The sequence below is a fragment of the Sarcina sp. DSM 11001 genome, from assembly GCF_900101015.1.
In the GTDB taxonomy this organism is placed as follows: Bacteria; Bacillota; Clostridia; order Lachnospirales; family Lachnospiraceae; genus CAG-791.
Map to the genome: position 1 here is coordinate 72,893 of NZ_FNFZ01000002.1, position 19,610 is coordinate 92,502.

Sequence of the window (19,610 nt, forward strand, 5' to 3'; positions counted from 1 at the left end):
CGTATAATGCATTTGGTCATACCGCCGAGTCTGGATATGACCATGATAAGGACATCATAGATAACAAGAAACCAGGTAAGATGCAGCCATATGACCTGCGGCGAAATACTAATTAAGTTTGGAGGCATCACAATAATGTCAAGGCAAATGATAGTGCCGGAGCACTTGAAAAAAACGGAAGAACTGAAACGGTCAGAACGCAATATACAGTCGGAAAGTCAGAAGTGCCTGGTCAGGGCAAAGTACCGGACACAGCAAAATGTTTCGACCCGGTCCGGCCAGCCTCTGCAATCGAAAAAGACTTCCAGAATCATATGCGGAGCTCGTTTCGGTCATCTCACTGTTCTTGAACAGACAGAAGAACGAAAATGCGGATACGTGGTATGGCGCTGCCGCTGCGATTGCGGAAATGAATATGGGGCGGTAAGCCGTGAACTGAGAAGCGGCAGGGCAGTTTCCTGTAAGGAGCCTTCCTGTGAATATTACAGAGAAGCCTTGAATAAACGCTACAGCCGGGAAGACTTCACAGGACGGCGGTTCGGGAAGCTGCTGGTACTTGGCCTGGCTGCAGAAGATATTACTTCACCATCTGGAAAGCCTGTCCAGAGCAGAATCAAGCGGGATGCAAACGGCCGGGTCCTCTGGAACTGCAAGTGTGACTGTGGAAATACCGTAGAGGCCACGAGTTCGGAACTTAAATCAGGTAATCGAAAGAGCTGCGGCTGTCTTTCACGCCCGCCCCTGTACGATTGGGTAGGAAAACGATTCGGCAGGCTGACGGTAACAGCCTATGATGGAAAGCGAAACGGTTATCATTACTGGAAATGTCTTTGTGACTGCGGAAATGAAACTGTCGTTGTCCAGACGAGCCTTCTGCGCGGACACACCTCCAGCTGCGGATGTCTCGGCAGGTCGCTGAAAGACCGCCGGACTTTGGTTGACGGAACCTGCGTAGAGATCCTGAGATCTGCTCTTTTGAAGGGGACGATCCCACAGAATAACAGTTCCGGAGTCCGGGGGGTGTACTGGCAGAAAAGACAGCAGCGCTGGGTCGCGCAGATCATGTTTAAAGGAAAGATGATCTACCTGGGAAGCTACAATACCATCGGGGAAGCAACGATCGCCCGTAAACGCGGCGAACAGAAATACTTTGGAGAGTTCCTCGAAGAGTACGATGCCAGGACTGCAGAGGAAATGCAGCAAACAGGTACCGGGGATTAACGGCAGACATCAAACAACATATGTTTTAACAGAAAGAAGCGCAAGTAAATATGAGAGCATTACTTCGAAGGATCAGACAGATATTGAGGGACCGCAAAACGCGCCGCATTTTTACCAGACTTGTGAGCACGGTTGCGGCCATTGTTGTCTTTGTGACAACGTATGCTTTAGTATTACCGGCCATTACTATGGAGGCAGAGGCACAGTGCGGCATAGAAGCCCACCAGCATGATGACAGTTGTTATGAAGATGTGCTTGTCTGTGACATTCCGGAGAGCTCCGGGCACCATCATGACGAGTCCTGCTACAGTGTGGATCTGCAGTTGATTTGCCGGATTGACGAACACCAGCATGATGCCGGCTGTTATGACGAGAATGGCAAGTTGACCTGTGGAAAGGCCGAACATGTCCACAGCGAAGAGAATGGCTGCTACAAAGAAGTCCATGACCTTGTGTGCGGCCAGGAGGAGAACGCCGGACACAAGCATGATGACAGCTGCTATAAGAAGGTGCTGACATGCGGGAAGGAAGTGCATACCCACAGTCAGGCCTGTTATCGTTCTGATGATGCAGAAATAAACACGGAGAGTGCGGCAGTCAGCAGTACGGGTTCAGCGGCGTCCATAGAGACAAACGCGTCTTCTGCGTCGACCGAAACAGTCGGCAGGGAGGGGGCGGGCGCATCAGCTTCCACAGCAGAAACGGATATTGAAAATATAGATAATACAGGTTATACAGATAGTACAGGTGCCGTAAATTCCGGGTCTTCTGCAGCATCCGGATCTTCTGAAGGTTCCGGGAGTTCTACAGCCTCCGGGAAGACTACAAATGATGAAGCATCTGATGAAGCATCTGCTTTATTTACTTCATCTACTACATCCTCTGCATCCGGCACATCCACAGTCGTGGGCACTGCCTCAGGAGATGCATATGTTCCTGTGCTGGATTCTCTGGATTTCGACCGGATCCTCACAGACAGCACCGGCCTCTACTATTTTCACGCCAAAGACGGAGAAACTGTTCCTGAGAATTCCGTGGATATAACGGACTGGAAGCCCCTGGATGAAGATACCGTTTTAGCTCCGGCAGATATCATCCGGGTCTATTTGGCGTACTCCATTCCTGCAGGGGGCCTCAATGACACAAACGCCGCAGCCCGTTACCGCCTGCCTTCGAACATCCATCTTTCAGACAGTCAGATGGAGTCTATCAATTCCAACGTAAACGGCATCTCGAACCAGTATGTCAACATGGACACACTGGAGATCACGGATCCCGTCAAATACAGCCAGACTCTTGGCGTGGAAGCTATTGAAGGAACCCGCAAGCCTTCCGATAACTTTGAAGACTATTTCGCAAAGCACAAGGAGTCGGACGGGCAGGAGTACATTTCTGCGACCGTAAAAGTCGAAGATGTCTATGATACAGACGATTTCGATGCAGCAAAGAACGGGACCAGAACCAGGTTGGGAACTGACCTCGTTTTTACCTTCACTCCCTACTCTGTTCGGAAAAACCAGCACACCTATGACAGTGCCGGAAAACCCACCAGTGCCGGACAGGAGATCCAGGGCTGGATGACCTTTGATCTCAGAACCGACCAGATTGATTTTGAGACCATTGATGTAAAATCAAAGAAAAATAAGGATTCGGAGCAGAGCAAAGATGATCAGGCCGAGACGGATCGAAGCGAGACTGATGGAGCCAAGGCTGATCGAACTAAGGCTGGTTCAACCGGAACTGATCCAGTCAAAACTGATTTAGCTAAGACTGATCTCAGCGAAAAAGAGACTGTAGAGAAAGAGGCAACTATCGTCTTTGTTCCGAAAACCAGTAAGTCACAGTCGGGATTAGATATAGACGAGATCAGCAAGACCCTTCATCTGCGGGAAAGCGCTGCAGGTTCTGTAACTGCTTCCGATGGCAGAACAGAAGAAGCAGATAAAAAATATGATTCAGATAAAGGGACAGAATCAGAGGAAAAATCAGATTCAGATAAAGACGTAAATCCGGATACAGCAGGGATAGGTGACAGGGCGGAGAAACTGCCTTTGCGTTACCCTGCCCTGACATTCCGGGATTCCATCACAGCTTCCATGGGAGCTTTGTCCACAGATACAGAAAACGGACAAACGAACTCGATTCCGGAAGAGACCGAACTGACTGTCCATGTGGAGGCAGACGAAGGAACCTTCCCGGAAGGGACCACCATGAAACTCTCCACCGTTGAAGACATGGGCACCGTCGCCTCCGCTGTCGAAGAAGCCGTGACCGCTGACGATGCAGTCAGTAGTAAAACGCGTGGCTTCCACGCCGTGGACATCAGCTTCTGGAACACGGAAGGCTCCGAGATTGAACCCCTCAAACCCATCAGGGTCTCTATAAAGAGCGAAAGCATCAAACAGGCTGTCGAGGATAACTCTACGGCTCCGGTTGTTGTACATGTAACTGATTCCGTGACGGATAAGACCCCTGCTGGCAAGACAGATGAAGCCGAGACAGAGCATTCACGGGTAATGAACAAGGAAACAAATAGAGGATCGGCAGAGGAAAAAAGAGAAACGGAAGAGGATACGGAGACCGAAGAAACCATAGACGAGGAGGGGGACAGCAAGACTCCTTCTGCGACGATCGTAGAAACTGAAAAGCAGATTTCAACTGAAAATAGTAAAAAGGACGATACTGACACCATTACATTTGAAACAGGAACCTTCTCTGTCTACGCTATTGTGTACACAGTGGATTTCAACTGGCAAGTAAATGGGAAAATGTATGAATTTTCTATACCAGGGGGCGGATTTGTAAGTTTTTCAAAACTTATGGAAGTCCTCGGTGTAGCAGAAAACAACACGCAGAGTGACTCCGGGAAAAAGTCTGCAGGAGCCCGGGAAGAGGAGAATATGCCGGTTACATCTGCGCTGACACAGGACGACCTGCAGATAAGCGAAGAGACAAAAGAATTTGTCGCAGACGTGGATAAAGTTGAGTTCTCCAATTCGGATCTGGTATGGGTTGGGAAGGTTGACAAAGAGAGCACAGTCGGCCTTCTGAAGAAAGCAAACAAACTGGACCCAGAATACAGCGCAGAACTGACAGAAGAACAGATTGCGGAGATTAATTCGCAGACGGCAGCCGCGGGCGATTGGGTCCTGATATCTTTAAAACCGTTTTTGAGCGAAGAAAGCCTGACGGTATATATGAAGGACGGTGAGATATTCACAATCAGTGTCACCGATGCACAGATTAAAAAGACTGTAATAAGTGCGAGAGGAGACACCTATGAGATCACTGTCACATATGGAGAAGACGCGCAGATTCCGAAAGGAGCTGAACTGAAGGTCAGGGAAATCACTGAAAAAGACAGTCAGTATGAGGAACTCAGGAAGAAAGCTGATCGTGCTTACGAAGGTAAACAGGGCTCAGCTCCTGACAGCCTTGCTTTCTTTGATATTGCTATCATGGATGGAAATGTAGAAATTGAGCCGGCAGACGGCAGCACTGTTGCCGTGGAAGTCCGTATGCTCAAGGAACTTGCGCAAAAAATGCTGAGCAATGATAACGATGAGGATCAGTTGGAGTCTTCCTCCAATGGAAACGTGCCGGATGAATTCAAAGACGAGGTCTTTTTGGAAGGATCGGGCGTCTGGCTGAATGGTGTCCCCGTTTCTCAACTGTCTGCATCAGAAATTAAAACTGAGAATGATGGCTCGGTGGCAGATCAAGTACCACAGGATGTTTTTTCAATCATTCACTACGATGAGACAAATGAGACATCGTTCGTGAGAGATGTCAAAAATGATTTAGAAGAAAAGCCGGGTCTGACCCTGTCATTCTATACAGACTCCTTCTCAGTTTATTGCTTTGGTTCTTATTATGGTGATTACACAAATCCGAATAGTGTTAATGCTATTCCAGATACACTCTATATCGGCGAGACTATGCAATTCCAAGGATATGATGCAAAAAACTATTTGGTGTCAAATGTAACTAATGAATGCATAGATCTGAGTGAACGTGGTGACAATCAGCATAGGGTGCTTTCAATCATTAATGAAGGTACTTTTACCCTCCAACACACAACGTATCCCAGAGCGACTAAAACATTTACTGTTAAAAGCAGAAAGACAACGCCGTATTCAAATACCATTGATACGGTCAATAATAGTGATATCGGAATCACTATGAGTCTGTTTGATTATGACCTTGACAATCAGCTGAATGAGCTTTGGTGCCGAACGTATGATGGCCAATGGAGCACTGTCAGAGATTATTATATGAAACATGGTATCAATAATGGCCACGTCCTGAAATTCTGGGCAGGTGGACCTACCTATACCAGTGCGGCAAACCATCCCGAATACAATGCATGGCTCGGTGACGAACTCGGAAAGACGATTGTGTCGACTGACATAAATAGCAAGGGTTATCCACAGACAACAAGTGGAGAGTCACTGGAGTATTTGTTCGAAAAGAAAGATGGTACAGATAAGAAATATTACCCGGCTAATAAACTGTTCTCCGAAGAAAATGGCTATTATGTATATAACAGTGGTATGACTTCGGACGGAGGAGCCGGACATTACGCTTATTACAATAAAGATACGAAGGAATTCGAAGTATACGACAAAACATATTATTACACAAAGGATGGGAAGCAGTTCCCGATCGGTTTCTTCCCGTTTTCTCAGCTTGATGAAGACGCGGTCAAAAACGGATTTCTGAGTTCTAACCAGTATCCGAACCATCATTTTGGGATGTCCATGGACGTGGAATTTGACATCCCGGAGGACAAGCTTGATCCGAAAGACAATCACATTACCTTTGAATTCTCTGGTGATGATGATATGTGGGTCTTTGTTGACGGGAAACTTGTTCTGGATATCGGAGGTATCCACCAGCCTATCGGCGGAAAGATTGACTTTACGACAGGTGAAGTTACATACCAGGACAAGAATGGCGGTACTCTCATAGACAATGCATACAGCCCTGACCTGGACAACCTGATCGGGGATCGAAATGTAGCCGTCAATTCGTTTGGAACGCATAAGCTGCAGGTGTTCTATATGGAGCGTGGCGGCGGTGACTCCAACTGCATGATCGAGTTTAACACAATTCCATATAAAAGGATAAAATTCAATAAGATTGATGCGGATAACAACAGGATTCCCGGCGCAGAGTTTAAACTCTATAAGGATGAGCAATGTACCCAGCCTCTCATGATCCCCAGATCAAAGATTGAAGGCGGTCATATGGTGAACTACTATGAGGAAGCGACCTCCATTTCAAATAGCAGTGGTGAGGTTATCTTCGACAAGATTCCCATCGGCACTTATTATATGAAGGAGACAAGCGCTCCCACGGGATATGACCCGGACGGAAAGGTGTACACTGCCGTAGTTACGGCATCCCGTGTCGGGGATCCGGCCGATGACAATTATGCGACGATCTATTGGAAGAACAAAGACCATCTGATTGGAAACGGTGTCATCAACTACAAGCAGCGCCCGCTGCAGGTTACTAAGAAATGGGTAAAGGCCGGAACGACCGACGAGGCTCAGTGGCCGGAAGGATGTCAGATCAGTTATAAAGTCATCAGGCATGTGTATCTGGAAACCGACGATGGTTTGAAGGAGATTCCCGATACGTCAGCTGTTATATTCACAGCTGAAGACGACGCGCTTCTGACGAAGACGCATGACTCCCATATTATAGAGAACCTTTCCCAGGTTGGGAAATGGAAATCTCCGCTTGCTATAACTGTGGAAATGCAGGCTTTGGGCATTGAATCGAACAAAGAGTATCCGGTGACATACAAATATACGGTTGAAGAAAATCCGGCGGGGTCCGTTCTGCCGGCGGGCTCTCCGTATGTACTGCTGCCGGTGCAGGCTGAGATGACAGAGAATACAGACGTCACGGTCAATAATGAGACGGTACATGGCATCAAGGGCCTCCTGACCAATGAGATCACTGAGCTGTCTGTGCTGAAGAAATGGTCGGATGATAATAAGAATCATCCCAATGACAAGGTGACTGTTCAGCTGTATCGTGTGAGCGTGGAAAATGATACTCCTCCTATTCACGATGATCCTGCAGATGAAAAGATTTCAATCCTTGTAAATACACGGTGGCTGTATGAAAACGGAACCAGTGCTGACCTGAAAAACATCCCGAAATCCGGGAAAATCGTCGCACAGATCTCTGACGGAGAGAACAGCTGGACAGTGGAACTTAATCCGGACAACAACTGGGCCGCTACAAAATCAGACCTGCCTAAGAAGGGTGAGGACGGGAAGAATATCACCTACACAGTGACATATCTTCAGCAGCAGAGCGGCGGATTCGGCGGAGTAAATGTACAGCGTGTTGTTGTGACACAGCCGTCCGCAGTTGTCGGCGCAAACGGTAAGGTCACCCTGGAGGCAACAGTAAAGAAACCTGATCCGGTAAATACGACCATGGCTGTTCCGTTTGACGTCACCTGGGTAAACGACAAAGGCGAAAGCGTTACTCCGCCTGATAATGGAGAGATTACCGCTGTGGTGAAAGACGCTGATGGAGTTACTGTAGCCACAGTGGTACTGAAAAAGTCAAATAACTGGGCATACACGCAGACGCTGCCTTGTATCAAGGATGATGAAACTGTCCAGTACACCGTCGAGTATTCGGGCAAAGGGGACTATGTGACCGGAGCCGATGGAACGAGAAGCTTTTCAGGGCAGGGAAGCGCTGCTCATGCCGTTGGACAGATTACGATACCAGAGGTTTCCGAGGGGAAGATGGCGCTGCAGGTAGTGGCAAACGGGATCAAAGCCACCGGAAATGACCAATGGATGATCCAGATAAATCAAAGCGTCCACAGGGTCGACCAAAATGGTAATGACATCTGGGACAAGAACCAGTACAGTTTCCCGGATGGTATTCTGAATGATTCAACCACAAGCAGCACGATCACGGAAATGAACGTAAAGGATTCGGACAATCAGACAATTCGCTACAAACTGCATGTGCAGGCGGAGCACATTACAAGCGGAACCATCAGTGTGGTTAATCCGAATGGAAATGTGATTAAGTCGCAGAACTTCACTGATGGATGGACTGGCGATCTGTATTTTAACGCTCAGCCCGGCACATTTACGGTCCGGATCAATGGGGAGAATGCAGCAAAATCCAGGAAGACGGCAGTTCGAAAAATGAATGCAGCCCCTTTGAAAGCAGGGGGAGACCAGAAGACATTTACAGATGAAATCAGCCATTCCGGTCTCATTCTTCCGGCAGATGCAGATCCCGTAGGTGAACCGGTCGAGCTGAACAGCGGGAATGAGTGGGAATTTCAGTGGCAAAACCTTCCCGTAAAGGACAGTGAAGGAAATACTTATTATTACTATTTGAAAGAGGTCTCTGCCACAACCTCTGGAATCGTCTATGAACTTGGAGCAGTTTATGAATACGATAACTACTCCGGGGAAAGTGGAAGAATACGTGAACTGACAATTACGAATACGCCAATAATTATTAAATCAGATGTCCAGATTAAAAAGGTGGATGATGATGAAACACTTTTGTCCAATGTTCCTTTTACACTCTGGCAGAAGGGAGGAACCGGCAGTTCAGGCGGAGAATATATCAAAGTGGAAGGCTATACCGATGTAAAAACAGAGAATGGGATCCTTACATTCGAAGATTTACTTCCAGGTGATTACAAGATCACCGAAGGAACGCCGCTTCCCGGGTATTTGGATTTTTCAGAAGAGATTCCATTTACGTTGAGTGTAGATGGAAAACTTACAGGATTTGAGAATACTGAACTTGTAAAACTCAATGAGGAGGATGGTACATTTATTTTTACCATTATAAACCAGAAAGGCGTAGAACTTCCTTCCACCGGCGGGCCCGGAACAAGGCTCTTCACGATCCTTGGGTCGGTCATGATCTGTCTGGCCGGTGTGCTGCTGTGGAGGCGGCAGAATCTTGTTTAGGAAACTTGTGTAATAGGACGATAAACGGGCTGTGAGAAAGCGAGAGTGATGATCAGTTGCTCTCAGTTTTATCGATGAGGATGACATCATCTTTTATGAAGCCGCCATGGAGAAGCATCGGTCTTACGGATCGGTGCTTTTTTCCTGCTTAAAGATAATTGTAAAGACATTCCCCATCGTTCCCAGGACAACAAAGATCACCAAGGTCAAAGCCGGGAAAAAGAAGCTGACTGTGAAATGGAACAAAAAGGTCCTGTCGTCAGGAGGTTATCTGATGCAGTATAGTTTGAGTCCAAAGTTCACAAACGCCACAAAAGTGAGAATCACAGGTTCCGGCACCACATCCAGGACATTCAAGAATCTGAAATCCGGAAAGACCTATTACATACGGATCCAGGTATCCGGAAAATCGAAAGCTGACGGTAAGTATTATTATTCAGCTTGGAGCCCGATCATGAAGCAGAACCCGGTACAACAAAAACAGAGAGAAGCAGATCCTTTTGGAAATGCTTCTCTTTGTTCTTTATTTGATAGAATGTCATTGCGCTTTCCATGCAAAACAAAATCTTTTTCCCAATTTACCTCCTGAAATGATACAATAATGCAATACAGAAAACATCAGGATCCGCATGGAATTAATGGATCAGGCTGTCGGATTTACTGGCAGCAGCGGTCATTTACCAGTACGCACACAGGAAAGGACCAAAAATAAATGTATTACCTGGATACCGCAAACGGGGCATCCATGTTCCGTGAAGCCCGGCAGCACACGGATTTCGTTGACAAATCTGCTTTGATTGACGATATTTACAGATATGCCCGGAAGGAGAATAAATATATAGCCATCACAAAGCCCAGACGTTTCGGTAAAACCATGGCAGCTAACATGCTTTCCGCTTTTTTTACAAAAGGGCAGGATGCGGAGGAACTTTTTTCCGGGCTTGCTGTCGAGGAACGGAAGGAGATATGGGGGCTTCGGAACAGTTTTCATGTGATCCACATGGATTTCCTGCCTGAGCTGGGAGAGGCCTATTCTTTTACGCAGTTTCTGGACCGGATTCGGACCCGGCTGCGGATGGACCTGGTAGAAGCTTTCCCTGCGATGGAAGTCACCGATGTGGATGATCTCCCATCCCTGCTGTCAAAAACGGGGGAGTCCTTCGTCTTTATTCTGGACGAGTGGGACGCTGTATTTGAGTCGGGCTTTATGACAGAAGAAGACAGGCTTTCTTATGTTCTTTTTCTGCGGGGATTGTTCAAAAACAGAGCTTATGTGCATCTCGCCTTGTTGACAGGGATACTTCCCATTGCAAAATATACTTCCGGATCGCCGATGAATATGTTCCATGAGTTCAACAGCTTCGGGAGAATCGGGTTCGAGGAGTACTATGGTTTTTCCGAAGAGGAAATACAGGGGCTGATTGAAAACAGGAGGGCACGGGTTCAGGAAAGGCAGGTAAAGGTTCAGGAAAGGCAGGTAAAGGCCCAGGAAAGCCAGACACAGGCTCCGGATAGGAGGGTACAGGCTCAGGAAAGGCAGGCAGGGGCCAACGGTATGAGGACAACAGTTCCGGATATAGAGGAGATTCGTCTTTGGTACGACGGATATGTCCGCAGGTCTGATGGCGGGCATATTTATAATCCGGATTCTGTCTGCAAGGCGCTGATTGACGGAAGGTGTCAGAATAACTGGGTCGGAACAGGCCCTATGGACGACATAGCGAACCTTATTGCGGGAAATGCTTTTGAAATCCGAGGGGATATACTCAGGATGCTCGCCGGAGAATCAATTGAGATCCAGCTGGACGGATTTGGAGCGGAGGAGAGGGTCCCTACGACGAAAAAAGATATTCTTTCCGCAATGGTCGTTTACGGGTTTCTGGCCTATCATGATGGAAAACTGTCCATCCCGAACCTGGAGCTGACTCAGAAGTTTTCCAGAGTGCTGGACAGAGGGACCCTTGGTGTGCACATGACACTGGAGGAATCGAGAAAGCTTCTGGAAGCTACTCTGTCAGGCAGGGAAAAAGAGGTGGCGGCAGCAATAGAAAGAACTCACGATGAGCAGATCCCTTTTATTGTTTATTCTGATGAAAACTCTCTCGCCTGCGTCATCATGTATGCATATTACGCCGCATCTGACTGGTATGAAGTGCGCAGGGAGGAAAAATCCGGGAAAGGCTTCGTGGATTTCCTGTTTTCCCCGTTAGACCACAGACACATTCCAATCATCATGGAACTGAAATATAACCGGAGTGCCCGTGCTGCTATCGCCCAGATCCGTGATAAGAATTACATCCAACGCATGAAGGACAGTCCGGAGGTACTCTTTGTCGGAATTAACTACAGCACCAGGACGAAAAAGCATACCTGTCTGATCCGCCGGACGAATTACGCTGCCGAAATGGCGCTCAAAGATTCGGAATAAAAACAGAGAGAAGCAGACCCTTTTGGGAAAGCTTCTCTCTCTTCTTTTTATTTGAAAGCTATTCATTCAGCAAAGGAAATGCAGGATTCAGCTGAAAATGTCCGGAATTTCTTTTACGCCTCTTGAGAGGCAGATCAGCGGGGTGGGGCCATCCCACGTAAGGGGATTTCCCTCAAGGTCTGTAACAGTACATCCGGCTTCTGCCGCGATGAGCGCGGCTGCGGCGTAATCCCAGAGCTGGATCCACAGTTCAAAATACAGGCCGCACCTGCCCAGGGCCACACAGCACAGGTCCCATGCGGCACTGCCGGATCTGCGCAGATCCACACAGAGCGGCAGCAGGTCCTTTGCCAGCGCAAAGGTGCGGTCCCTGAATCCGTCATAGTAGGGCGAGGTTCCGAACACTGCCAGAGACTCGGACAGGGGAGATTCTGAGGACATGATTCTCTCCCCGTTCGAAAAGGCGCCCTGTCCGGAAACGGCATGCAGCATCATATTTTCAAAGGGATTATATACGACCCCCATGTATGGCTTTCCGTCTTTGAGGAGGCCGACAGAGATCACTGAGGGGCGGTAGGAAAACATAAAATTGGAAGTTCCGTCGATCGGGTCGATCACGAAGCAGTAGCCGCTGCTCATTTTTTCGGTGAACACATCCTGCCCGTCCTCTTCGCCCAGGAAGGCAGCTTCAGGCAGCACTGTCCTCAGATTTTCAATCAGAAAAGCCTGGATCTTTTCGTCGGTTTCCGTGACGAAATTCGCATGACCGCCTTTCTCCATTACTTTCGGATGGACAGCTGTCAGCATGATTTTTCCGGCTTCTCTTGTGATGTCTTTGATTTTTTCCATCAGCTTTTCTTCGGACATTTCGCTGCTCCTCCTTGTCTGTAATGACCTGGAAAATATCCTTAACAGATCTTATATTTCCGGATCAGTTCAACCAGGCTTTTATGTTTTGCCTTTCGAAGAGTTTTATCGAATTCTGACCGGACTTCTTCATTGGGAATCCATGCCAGGCCGGTCAGCACATCTTCTTCATCGTCATCATAGGAATCCGTTACTTCTTCATAGGTCAGGTAGCCAAGATGGATAAGAAGCGTCAGTACGTCATCTTTGCAGGTAAAAGTTTTGACATCATTCTGGAAGAAGTCCGGGTCCACCACAATGCTTTCACCGGCAATCAGCCTGGCAATATCTTCCTGAAGTCCGTCCTGATCCATGTCGATGTAGGTCATGAGCGCTTCCGCGGCAGAAGTCTTTTTCCAATAAGACTTGATTTTTCCGGTATCAAGAGCCTGCATCACGGAATAGGGATTGTAGACAGAATGCCGGTCTCCGACAGTGTACCCGTCGTACCATCTCTTTATGGCGGTAAAGTTCCTTCCATGCAGTCTGCACAGTTTCTGTACTTCCTCCTCCGTGAAGCCCACATATACAGCAAAGTCCTGCGGATCCAACATGGAATATTCCTGAAAATCAGAGATTGCGGACTGAGAACTGTCTTTTTTTATAGGAAGGATTCCTGTCATATAAGCGGCCGCAACAGCTTTAGGTGTGAAATTGTTGTTTTTAAACCATCCCCTGAGCAGGTTCAGATATCTTCGCTGAGCCTCTTCGTCGGTATCCGGTTCTCTGATGATGGAATCCCACTCGTCAAGGACAAAAACGATTTTTTTCCCCGTTCTGTTTACCAGTTCAATCAGCACATCATTTAGAGATTTCTTCTTTGTGACATCCGGAAGGATTTCCTCAACCTCGCGCCGGAGCGCGTCAGAGATCTGCATAGGAATCTCCCGGAGAGAGAGGCCTTCTTTCCTTGATTCTGAAATAAAATTTGTGATATCAAGATCAATGACATGATATTTGTTGAGATGCTGCTCATAAGAAGGATCCTTAGAAATACTGTATTTTTCAAACAGTTCGTGTGAATCGCAGGTCGCATCGTAGTAGGCGCACAGCATCTGCGCCGCATAGGATTTTCCAAAGCGGCGCGGTCTGCTGATGCAGGTGAGATTTTTTGTGGTGCCTATGGCTTTATTCAAAAGTCCGATCATGCCGGTCTTGTCAACATATTCGTTGTTGGCAATCCTGGCAAACCCGCCGTTTCCCGGATTCAGATATGTCCCCATTTTTTGTTTTCCCTTTTTACTGTTTATATGATTCTATCTGAAAAAGATATGCCGCCTGTGAGCATTCCCGGTCAAATCTTTTTTTCTTCAAGGTTCTCTGCCTGATACCATTATAGTCTATTCCTGCCTGTTTTTCATCCGGAAAATAGGACCTCAGGGGATCAGAGGGACGGCTCCCAGGTCTGCTCCTCGTCTACTCCTCATCCTGCAAATCTTTCTCCCAATCCCATCCCTGAAATGTTACAATATTGCAATAGATAAAGTCTGTGACTTCATATATAGAGACAATTATTAGTGAAAACCGACTTTTTTTACTTGTTGGTGACTGGAGGTGGAGAATGAAGTGTCCTTTTTGCGGCAGTACACGTCTTGCACCTATTATCTTCGGACTCCCGGATTATACGGAAGAGCTGGTGCGCCGGGTGGAGAATGAAGAAGTATATCTGGGCGGGTGCCTCATTATGGATGGGTATCCGCAGTACCATTGTTTCGCCTGTAGGCAGAATGTTGGCAAGAGGCCTGTTCTCCGCTCCAAACGCGGCCTGGAATACTATCGCTGCATTGTCACGGGCATCCATTTCCGCGATGACGGCTTTCCGCAGATTTTTATGGATAAGAAAGACGGTCATATCCGGCTGGAGATCCGTCCTGCCTGCACGGATACAGAACCAGTCTGTGAGCGGCAGCCTGCTTATGAGCGCCTGATGTCGGAAACAGAATGGGATGACCTGCTGAATCTGCTGTACACAGAATTGTATCTGCACGAATGGGGTGGTTTTTTTGTCAGCCGCAGTTTTCCTGACGGGGAACGATGGGAGCTGACGATAAAGTTCACAGAGGACAGGGAAAGGATCTATAGAGGTTTCGGAGGCTTCCCGCCCTACTGGGAAGAACTGAAGGCAGCATTCCGGCCCTTCATCGAGGAGAGAGGGATTTGCTGAAACATTCTGGTGGGGGAAGCAGAATATGCAGAACATAGGAAGCGGAATATACAGGGCATAAAAAAGACAGAGAGACGGTTCTTTTGTCTGCTGATTGGCAGAAAAAGAACCGTCCATCTGTCTTCCTGAGGTTTATGTATTCCCGGATTTACCACATTTCTTTTTTAAATACAGAAAATTTAAATACAGAAAAGTTTGACTGTCAATAATTTCTCTTTTATAAGTTTTTATGGGTCGGTATTAGTCTATTCCCCTTACTCGATCAGAGTGGATCGTGCACAGAAATTTGAAAATCACTTCTTCTGGATGAATATTTTATAGTTGTAGTGGTTGTAGCTGTCATTCTGGTTGTTTACATGAATGAAATAGGCAACGCCTTTTTTCAGGTTCGTTGTCACGCTCATGTACTGCCCTTTCTCAATGTGGGAATTTCCGCCCAGCTTTGTATTGCTTCCATTCACCAGAGACCCTCTGATCCAATCAGTATTATCCAGGTTCTTGACAACTACTCTGTACTTTCCTGTCGCCTCGGGTACGAATTTGAAATAGTCATTATCCAAAACAAAGTCATTTGTCCCATAGTAGTTCTTGCCGACTTTCAGACTCTTTGCTTCGCGCATCAGAGCACCTTCCGGATCTGCAGCGGACAGGATATGGAAGCCGACCTGTCCCGCACCTCTGTTAGAGTTTTTGATAATGATGTAGTACCAGCTGTTCGTCTTCAGAGGTTTCGTGTCTGCCTCAAACAGGCATCCATTGGTTTTTACAATATTTTTGTTGTTACTGACTGCACCGGCGTCTTTTTTATCTGTTCCGCGCAGATATACACTGATCGGCTGTGAAACACTTCTGTTGGAAACTGACACTAAATAATAGGACCGGATGCTGCTTGTTTTAAATTTAAAAATAGAATAGGTTTGTGAACTCTTGATCGTAGTGTAATAAGATGTGTCCGTTTTGATGGTTTCAGCAGTTCCCCTGCTTCCTCCGCCTGTAACCTTTGTATCAGCCGCCGAGACCGGGAATGCAAAAGCTCCCAGGATCAGCATCAGACATAAGACAGGTACTGATTTCTTCCACATTTTACGCATAATGTCCCTCCTCAAATGTCGTGTGGTATCCGGTATCCCGTTTGTTCGGGATGAGGAACTGCCCGCCGATAATCTGACCATTTCGAACGCGCAGGTTTTTAGGTGACAGGTCCTGAGGTACAGGTTTTTTGCGGTTACTTCATATATAGATTTAAATAAAACTGGTTCATATATTGCCCCTGTTTTAATTATCCCTGTTTTCCGCAGTGCTGCAGTCCCTTTATTTAATCTTAGCACAAAAGAACAGATTTTGTATAAATTTAAAAATTAGCACAAGCCGATTATGCCGGAATTTGCCTTTTTAGCTGACATTTAATGTCCGCTTTGATATAGAATGATCATGGAAAACGGATATTATTATTCCAGACAATTTCGGACGATTTCCAATAGGGGGTGGATATGGTGACGATCGAGGAAATGAAAAGATGGAAAAGGACACTGGGCATGACTTCTCCAGGATCCTGCGCAGGATTGAACGATACTACCTGGACTGACAGCCGACCAGAAAACAATCCGATGTGCACGCTTCTTAGCGGTACCAGTGTGCCGTCTCAATCATAATTAGAATTAAAATCACCATCTCGGACACTGTGAAACTGTGTTGCCGCCCGCATCGTTGTTGTCAGTCGCCGATGGGCTGGTGAGTCGGGCATCTGCAGTAAAACCCGCTGCGGGGAGCCGCACCTCTGTTTTCGAGGCCTTATTTTGTGTCAAATCTTGTCACGATCATGTGGACGATGTAAGGGATCAGGATGACCGGGATGGCCAGGTAGGCGATGGTACTGTAGGCGCGCTGGATCAGGGTCAGCAGGCCGAACTGGGCGATGCCGAAATCCGCCAGGCAGCATACCAGGGCAATCACGATGGTCTTCAGGACAGGTTTTCCCTGATCAGTGAGCGCTTTTTCTTCGTCTGTCTCGATCGCGTTTCCAATACGCCGGACCATGGCGGCGACCATGTTGACAGCGGTAGTCACTGCCCCCAGGATGATCAGTATGGAAATGAGAGGAGTCAGAACACTGGCGCCCACACCCTGCTGCACCATGAACAGTGTGGGGACGGACTGTTCCGTCATTTCAGGCTTGGCGTAGACGGTCAACAGGCCCAGGACTACGACCAGCATGAGGGCGGAGTTGATCACCCAGCCAATCAGCATGCTTTTTTTGGCGTCGCCCGGTTTCTCAAAAACCTGGCCGTGCTGGACGAAGACTGCGACGTTGCACAGCTGGAAGGTACCGTACAGGAAAGCGGAATAGAGAGCCTTTCCAAAGGGGACCGGCGCAGCCTGCATGGCTGCGACGGATGCGCGGATCCCATCGGCGTTCACAATGATATTCGGGACATAGACGGCAACCAGGCTTACGATGATAACGATTGACAGTACGGAGGAAACGCGCCGTACCAGGTCTGTACCAAAAATTGCCACAATGAAAATAAAGATTCCGATGAGCAGTGTACACAGCAGGTAGGGCAGGCCGGTGACCGTGCTGAGCGTTGCGCCGCCCGTCGCGAAGGCCACTGCCGGGGCTACGCACATTACGACGATATAGAGAAATTCAAAGAGATTCGAGAAAACCGGTGCGAACCGTCCGTAAAAATGGTTGTTGTAGGAGCGGTAGTCATACACTTCATGTTTTCTGGCATACCGCAGACAGTAGCTGAAAAAGAAGGCATTATATGCCATAGCCAGCACCGGCATCAGGAGGCACCAGAGCCCGAACCGCAGATAATAGGAATACAGCTGGGCGCCGGAGGCGAAGCCTCCTCCGAAATGCGTGGTAAACCACACGAACGCAACTCCCATGATCAGCGAGCCGGGTGTACTTCTGTTTTGTTTCATTTTCAACCTCCATACCTTTATAATAATTAGTTTATAGCTACATGCCCGCGCAGCCGGGCGCGGTGACAATCCTGCCGTTGCGAAGTCAGCCCCGCAACATGTGATCGCGGTCTGACTATCTACGGCGTCATTTCGCTCGACCTTCCGGCGAGGAGGAGACATCTGGTGATAATCGTAGTGATTATCGCGATGGTTGTCGATTATTTCGTGATTTTCTGCAGTTCTTCGAAGGCCTGCACCATCATATCCCTTGTGATCACATAGGGGTTGTGGTCAATATCCGGCATGGCGAGGGCCTTGTCGATGACGGCATCCTGATCTGCGGCGGACAGCCCCAGATCCTCCAGACGGGTGGGAAGACCTGTTGCGCGGCTGAAGGCCAGCATGCGGTCAAATTTTTCCCGCATGGACGGATCGACCTGAGACTCGACCAGGAGCAGGACCAGCACTCCGAAAGAGACGATCTCACCGTGCAGGTGATTGTGCTCTACCTCCGGGTAAGAAGTCAGACCATAATTGATAGCGTGCGCCAGGCCGGTGTTGTAGTCAATGATCTTGTCCTTTGTGACCAGAATGGAGGTCAGGGCGGTTGTCACGTTGATGGCCAGGACGACATTTTCAAGCGCTTCGGACGCGATGCCTGCCTCATTATCCCGGAGTGCCTGTTCACCGTACTCCAGAATCGGTCCCAGACACATGCGGCTGATCGTCACCCCCAGCCCGACATAATGGCTCAGTGATTCGCCCCGGGAGGACATGTCCGCCTCGAAAAACTTCGCGTACGTGTCACCCATCCCGGCCCACATGTAGCGAGCGGGGGCCGCGGCGATGATATCCAGATCCAGGAAGGTGTGGAGCGGCGGTCTGGTAATAAAGAAGGGCTTCAGGAAGCTCCCGTCCGTGTTGTACATAATGCTCACGCTCGTGCATCCCGCGCAGTTCGAAGTGATGGTCGGGAAGGCAAAGACAGCTTTGTTGATTTGTTCCCCGAGAGCCTTTACCGTATCTGTGACTTTGCCGCCTCCGACTGCGAACAGAAGCTTTGCCTCCTGTACAGCCTGCTCCGCGGCCAGCCGTTCGACATTCTCATACGCGCATTCTCCGCCGTACCACAGGATGCCGGTAACAGTGATCCCCCCTTCCCGGCATGCCTGCAGAAGTTTGTCCTGCGCGGCCGCCAGTGCTTTATGCCCGCCGATGATGACGGCGGAAGTGCCGTAGTCACAGCAGACCTTTCCGACCTTTTCATAGACGCCGTGACCGATCGTATAACAGGGAAAATACATGCTGTAGCCTTCCATAGACTCCTCCTTGACCCTTTTAAATACTTTGTGTAAACATCCTGTTTCCTGGAACTTCCCGCACCGGAAAAGTGCGAAGCCTGTTTTACTATGGGGGATTTTCGTTATCCGGTGACCCTTTTAAACAGCCTCCGCCAATGCAGTTTTTCTGAAAAACAAAAAAGCCCGCCCCTGCAAATCTTCATTTGCCGGGACAGGCTGATCATTCATCCTGCGGTGCCACCCTGCTTGGTACAATAATACTTGTACCCACTCTGTGCGTACTGACATACGCCGGCCTTTGTTCACGGAGGGCCATCTCCGTCTCGCATACTCAAATCCCGTCCGACCGTATTCTCAGATTCAGAGAGTACAGATCCTGACACATGATTTTTTCCGCTTGCCCTCAGAAGTCCATTCAACTGCATATTGCCTGCTGCGATTCCACCATCCGCAGCTCTCTGTGAGGCCAGGGAAACAGTCTACTCACTCTTCTTCAACGGTTTGAAAGCAAGTTTAACACATGATATTTTGAATTGCAACAGATACTTTAAGGGGGGTGTACAGGCCGGGAAACAGGATCCGGGAGCGTTTCTGACGCAAAAGCTCTGAGGCAAAAAGCGAAATGGATTGTAGGCGGCTCTCTAATTGTATATAATCATTTTGTATGCATAACTGTGACCGAGGGCATTAAGAGTGCT

The 19,610-nt window shown here is 48.2% G+C and carries 9 protein-coding genes; 4 read left to right on the forward strand and 5 right to left on the reverse strand.

Features of this window, described 5'->3' with window-relative positions:
* Positions 1-135: 135 nt before the first annotated feature.
* The 3 genes from BLT02_RS01210 (at position 136) to BLT02_RS01225 (ending at position 11,628) form a co-directional block, all read left to right on the forward strand.
* Positions 136-1,221 (forward strand): AP2 domain-containing protein, encoded by a 1,086-nt coding sequence (locus BLT02_RS01210; protein ID WP_175453635.1) that lies wholly within the window; start codon positions 136-138, stop codon positions 1,219-1,221.
* Between the two features lie 50 nt (positions 1,222-1,271).
* Positions 1,272-9,200, forward strand: coding sequence for a SpaA isopeptide-forming pilin-related protein (locus BLT02_RS01215; RefSeq protein ID WP_092991044.1), 7,929 nt, complete (start codon positions 1,272-1,274; stop codon positions 9,198-9,200).
* Between the two features lie 712 nt (positions 9,201-9,912).
* Positions 9,913-11,628, forward strand: coding sequence for an AAA family ATPase (locus BLT02_RS01225; protein ID WP_092991046.1), 1,716 nt, complete (start codon positions 9,913-9,915; stop codon positions 11,626-11,628).
* Between the two features lie 87 nt (positions 11,629-11,715).
* On the opposite strand, the gene BLT02_RS01230 is transcribed toward BLT02_RS01225, so the two are convergent.
* Both BLT02_RS01230 and BLT02_RS01235 read right to left on the reverse strand, forming a co-directional pair.
* Positions 11,716-12,495, reverse strand: coding sequence for an inositol monophosphatase family protein (locus BLT02_RS01230; protein WP_092991047.1), 780 nt, complete (start codon positions 12,493-12,495; stop codon positions 11,716-11,718).
* A gap of 41 nt (positions 12,496-12,536) precedes the next feature.
* On the reverse strand, positions 12,537-13,757 hold the full coding sequence (locus BLT02_RS01235; protein WP_092991048.1) for an AAA family ATPase: 1,221 nt from the start codon (positions 13,755-13,757) through the stop codon (positions 12,537-12,539).
* A 338-nt stretch (positions 13,758-14,095) separates the two neighbouring features.
* Here BLT02_RS01235 and BLT02_RS01240 point away from each other — a divergent pair, with 338 nt between their 5' ends.
* A complete protein-coding gene (locus tag BLT02_RS01240) occupies positions 14,096-14,698 on the forward strand; it encodes a hypothetical protein (RefSeq protein ID WP_092991049.1) in 603 nt (200 codons plus the stop codon).
* Between the two features lie 293 nt (positions 14,699-14,991).
* Here the strand turns inward: BLT02_RS01240 and BLT02_RS01245 are convergent, their stop codons facing one another.
* The 3 genes from BLT02_RS01245 to BLT02_RS01255 form a co-directional block, all read right to left on the reverse strand.
* Positions 14,992-15,789, reverse strand: a complete 798-nt coding sequence (locus BLT02_RS01245; RefSeq protein WP_092991050.1) for a hypothetical protein — start codon at positions 15,787-15,789, stop codon at positions 14,992-14,994.
* A 700-nt stretch (positions 15,790-16,489) separates the two neighbouring features.
* Positions 16,490-17,629, reverse strand: a complete 1,140-nt coding sequence (locus BLT02_RS01250; protein ID WP_092991051.1) for a YkvI family membrane protein — start codon at positions 17,627-17,629, stop codon at positions 16,490-16,492.
* Between the two features lie 200 nt (positions 17,630-17,829).
* Positions 17,830-18,930 (reverse strand): iron-containing alcohol dehydrogenase family protein, encoded by a 1,101-nt coding sequence (locus tag BLT02_RS01255; protein WP_092991052.1) that lies wholly within the window; start codon positions 18,928-18,930, stop codon positions 17,830-17,832.
* Between the last annotated feature and the right edge of the window lie 680 nt (positions 18,931-19,610).

Bases quoted from the DNA above. Each gene is read 5' to 3' on its own strand.
- BLT02_RS01240 (WP_092991049.1), top strand. From the start codon at position 14,096: ATGAAGTGTCCTTTTTGCGGCAGTACACGTCTTGCACCTATTATCTTC.
- BLT02_RS01250 (WP_092991051.1), bottom strand. From the start codon at position 17,629: ATGAAACAAAACAGAAGTACACCCGGCTCGCTGATCATGGGAGTTGCG.
- BLT02_RS01210 (WP_175453635.1), top strand. From the start codon at position 136: ATGTCAAGGCAAATGATAGTGCCGGAGCACTTGAAAAAAACGGAAGAA.
- BLT02_RS01255 (WP_092991052.1), bottom strand. From the start codon at position 18,930: ATGGAAGGCTACAGCATGTATTTTCCCTGTTATACGATCGGTCACGGC.
- BLT02_RS01235 (WP_092991048.1), bottom strand. From the start codon at position 13,757: ATGGGGACATATCTGAATCCGGGAAACGGCGGGTTTGCCAGGATTGCC.
- BLT02_RS01230 (WP_092991047.1), bottom strand. From the start codon at position 12,495: ATGTCCGAAGAAAAGCTGATGGAAAAAATCAAAGACATCACAAGAGAA.
- BLT02_RS01215 (WP_092991044.1), top strand. From the start codon at position 1,272: ATGAGAGCATTACTTCGAAGGATCAGACAGATATTGAGGGACCGCAAA.
- BLT02_RS01245 (WP_092991050.1), bottom strand. From the start codon at position 15,789: ATGCGTAAAATGTGGAAGAAATCAGTACCTGTCTTATGTCTGATGCTG.
- BLT02_RS01225 (WP_092991046.1), top strand. From the start codon at position 9,913: ATGTATTACCTGGATACCGCAAACGGGGCATCCATGTTCCGTGAAGCC.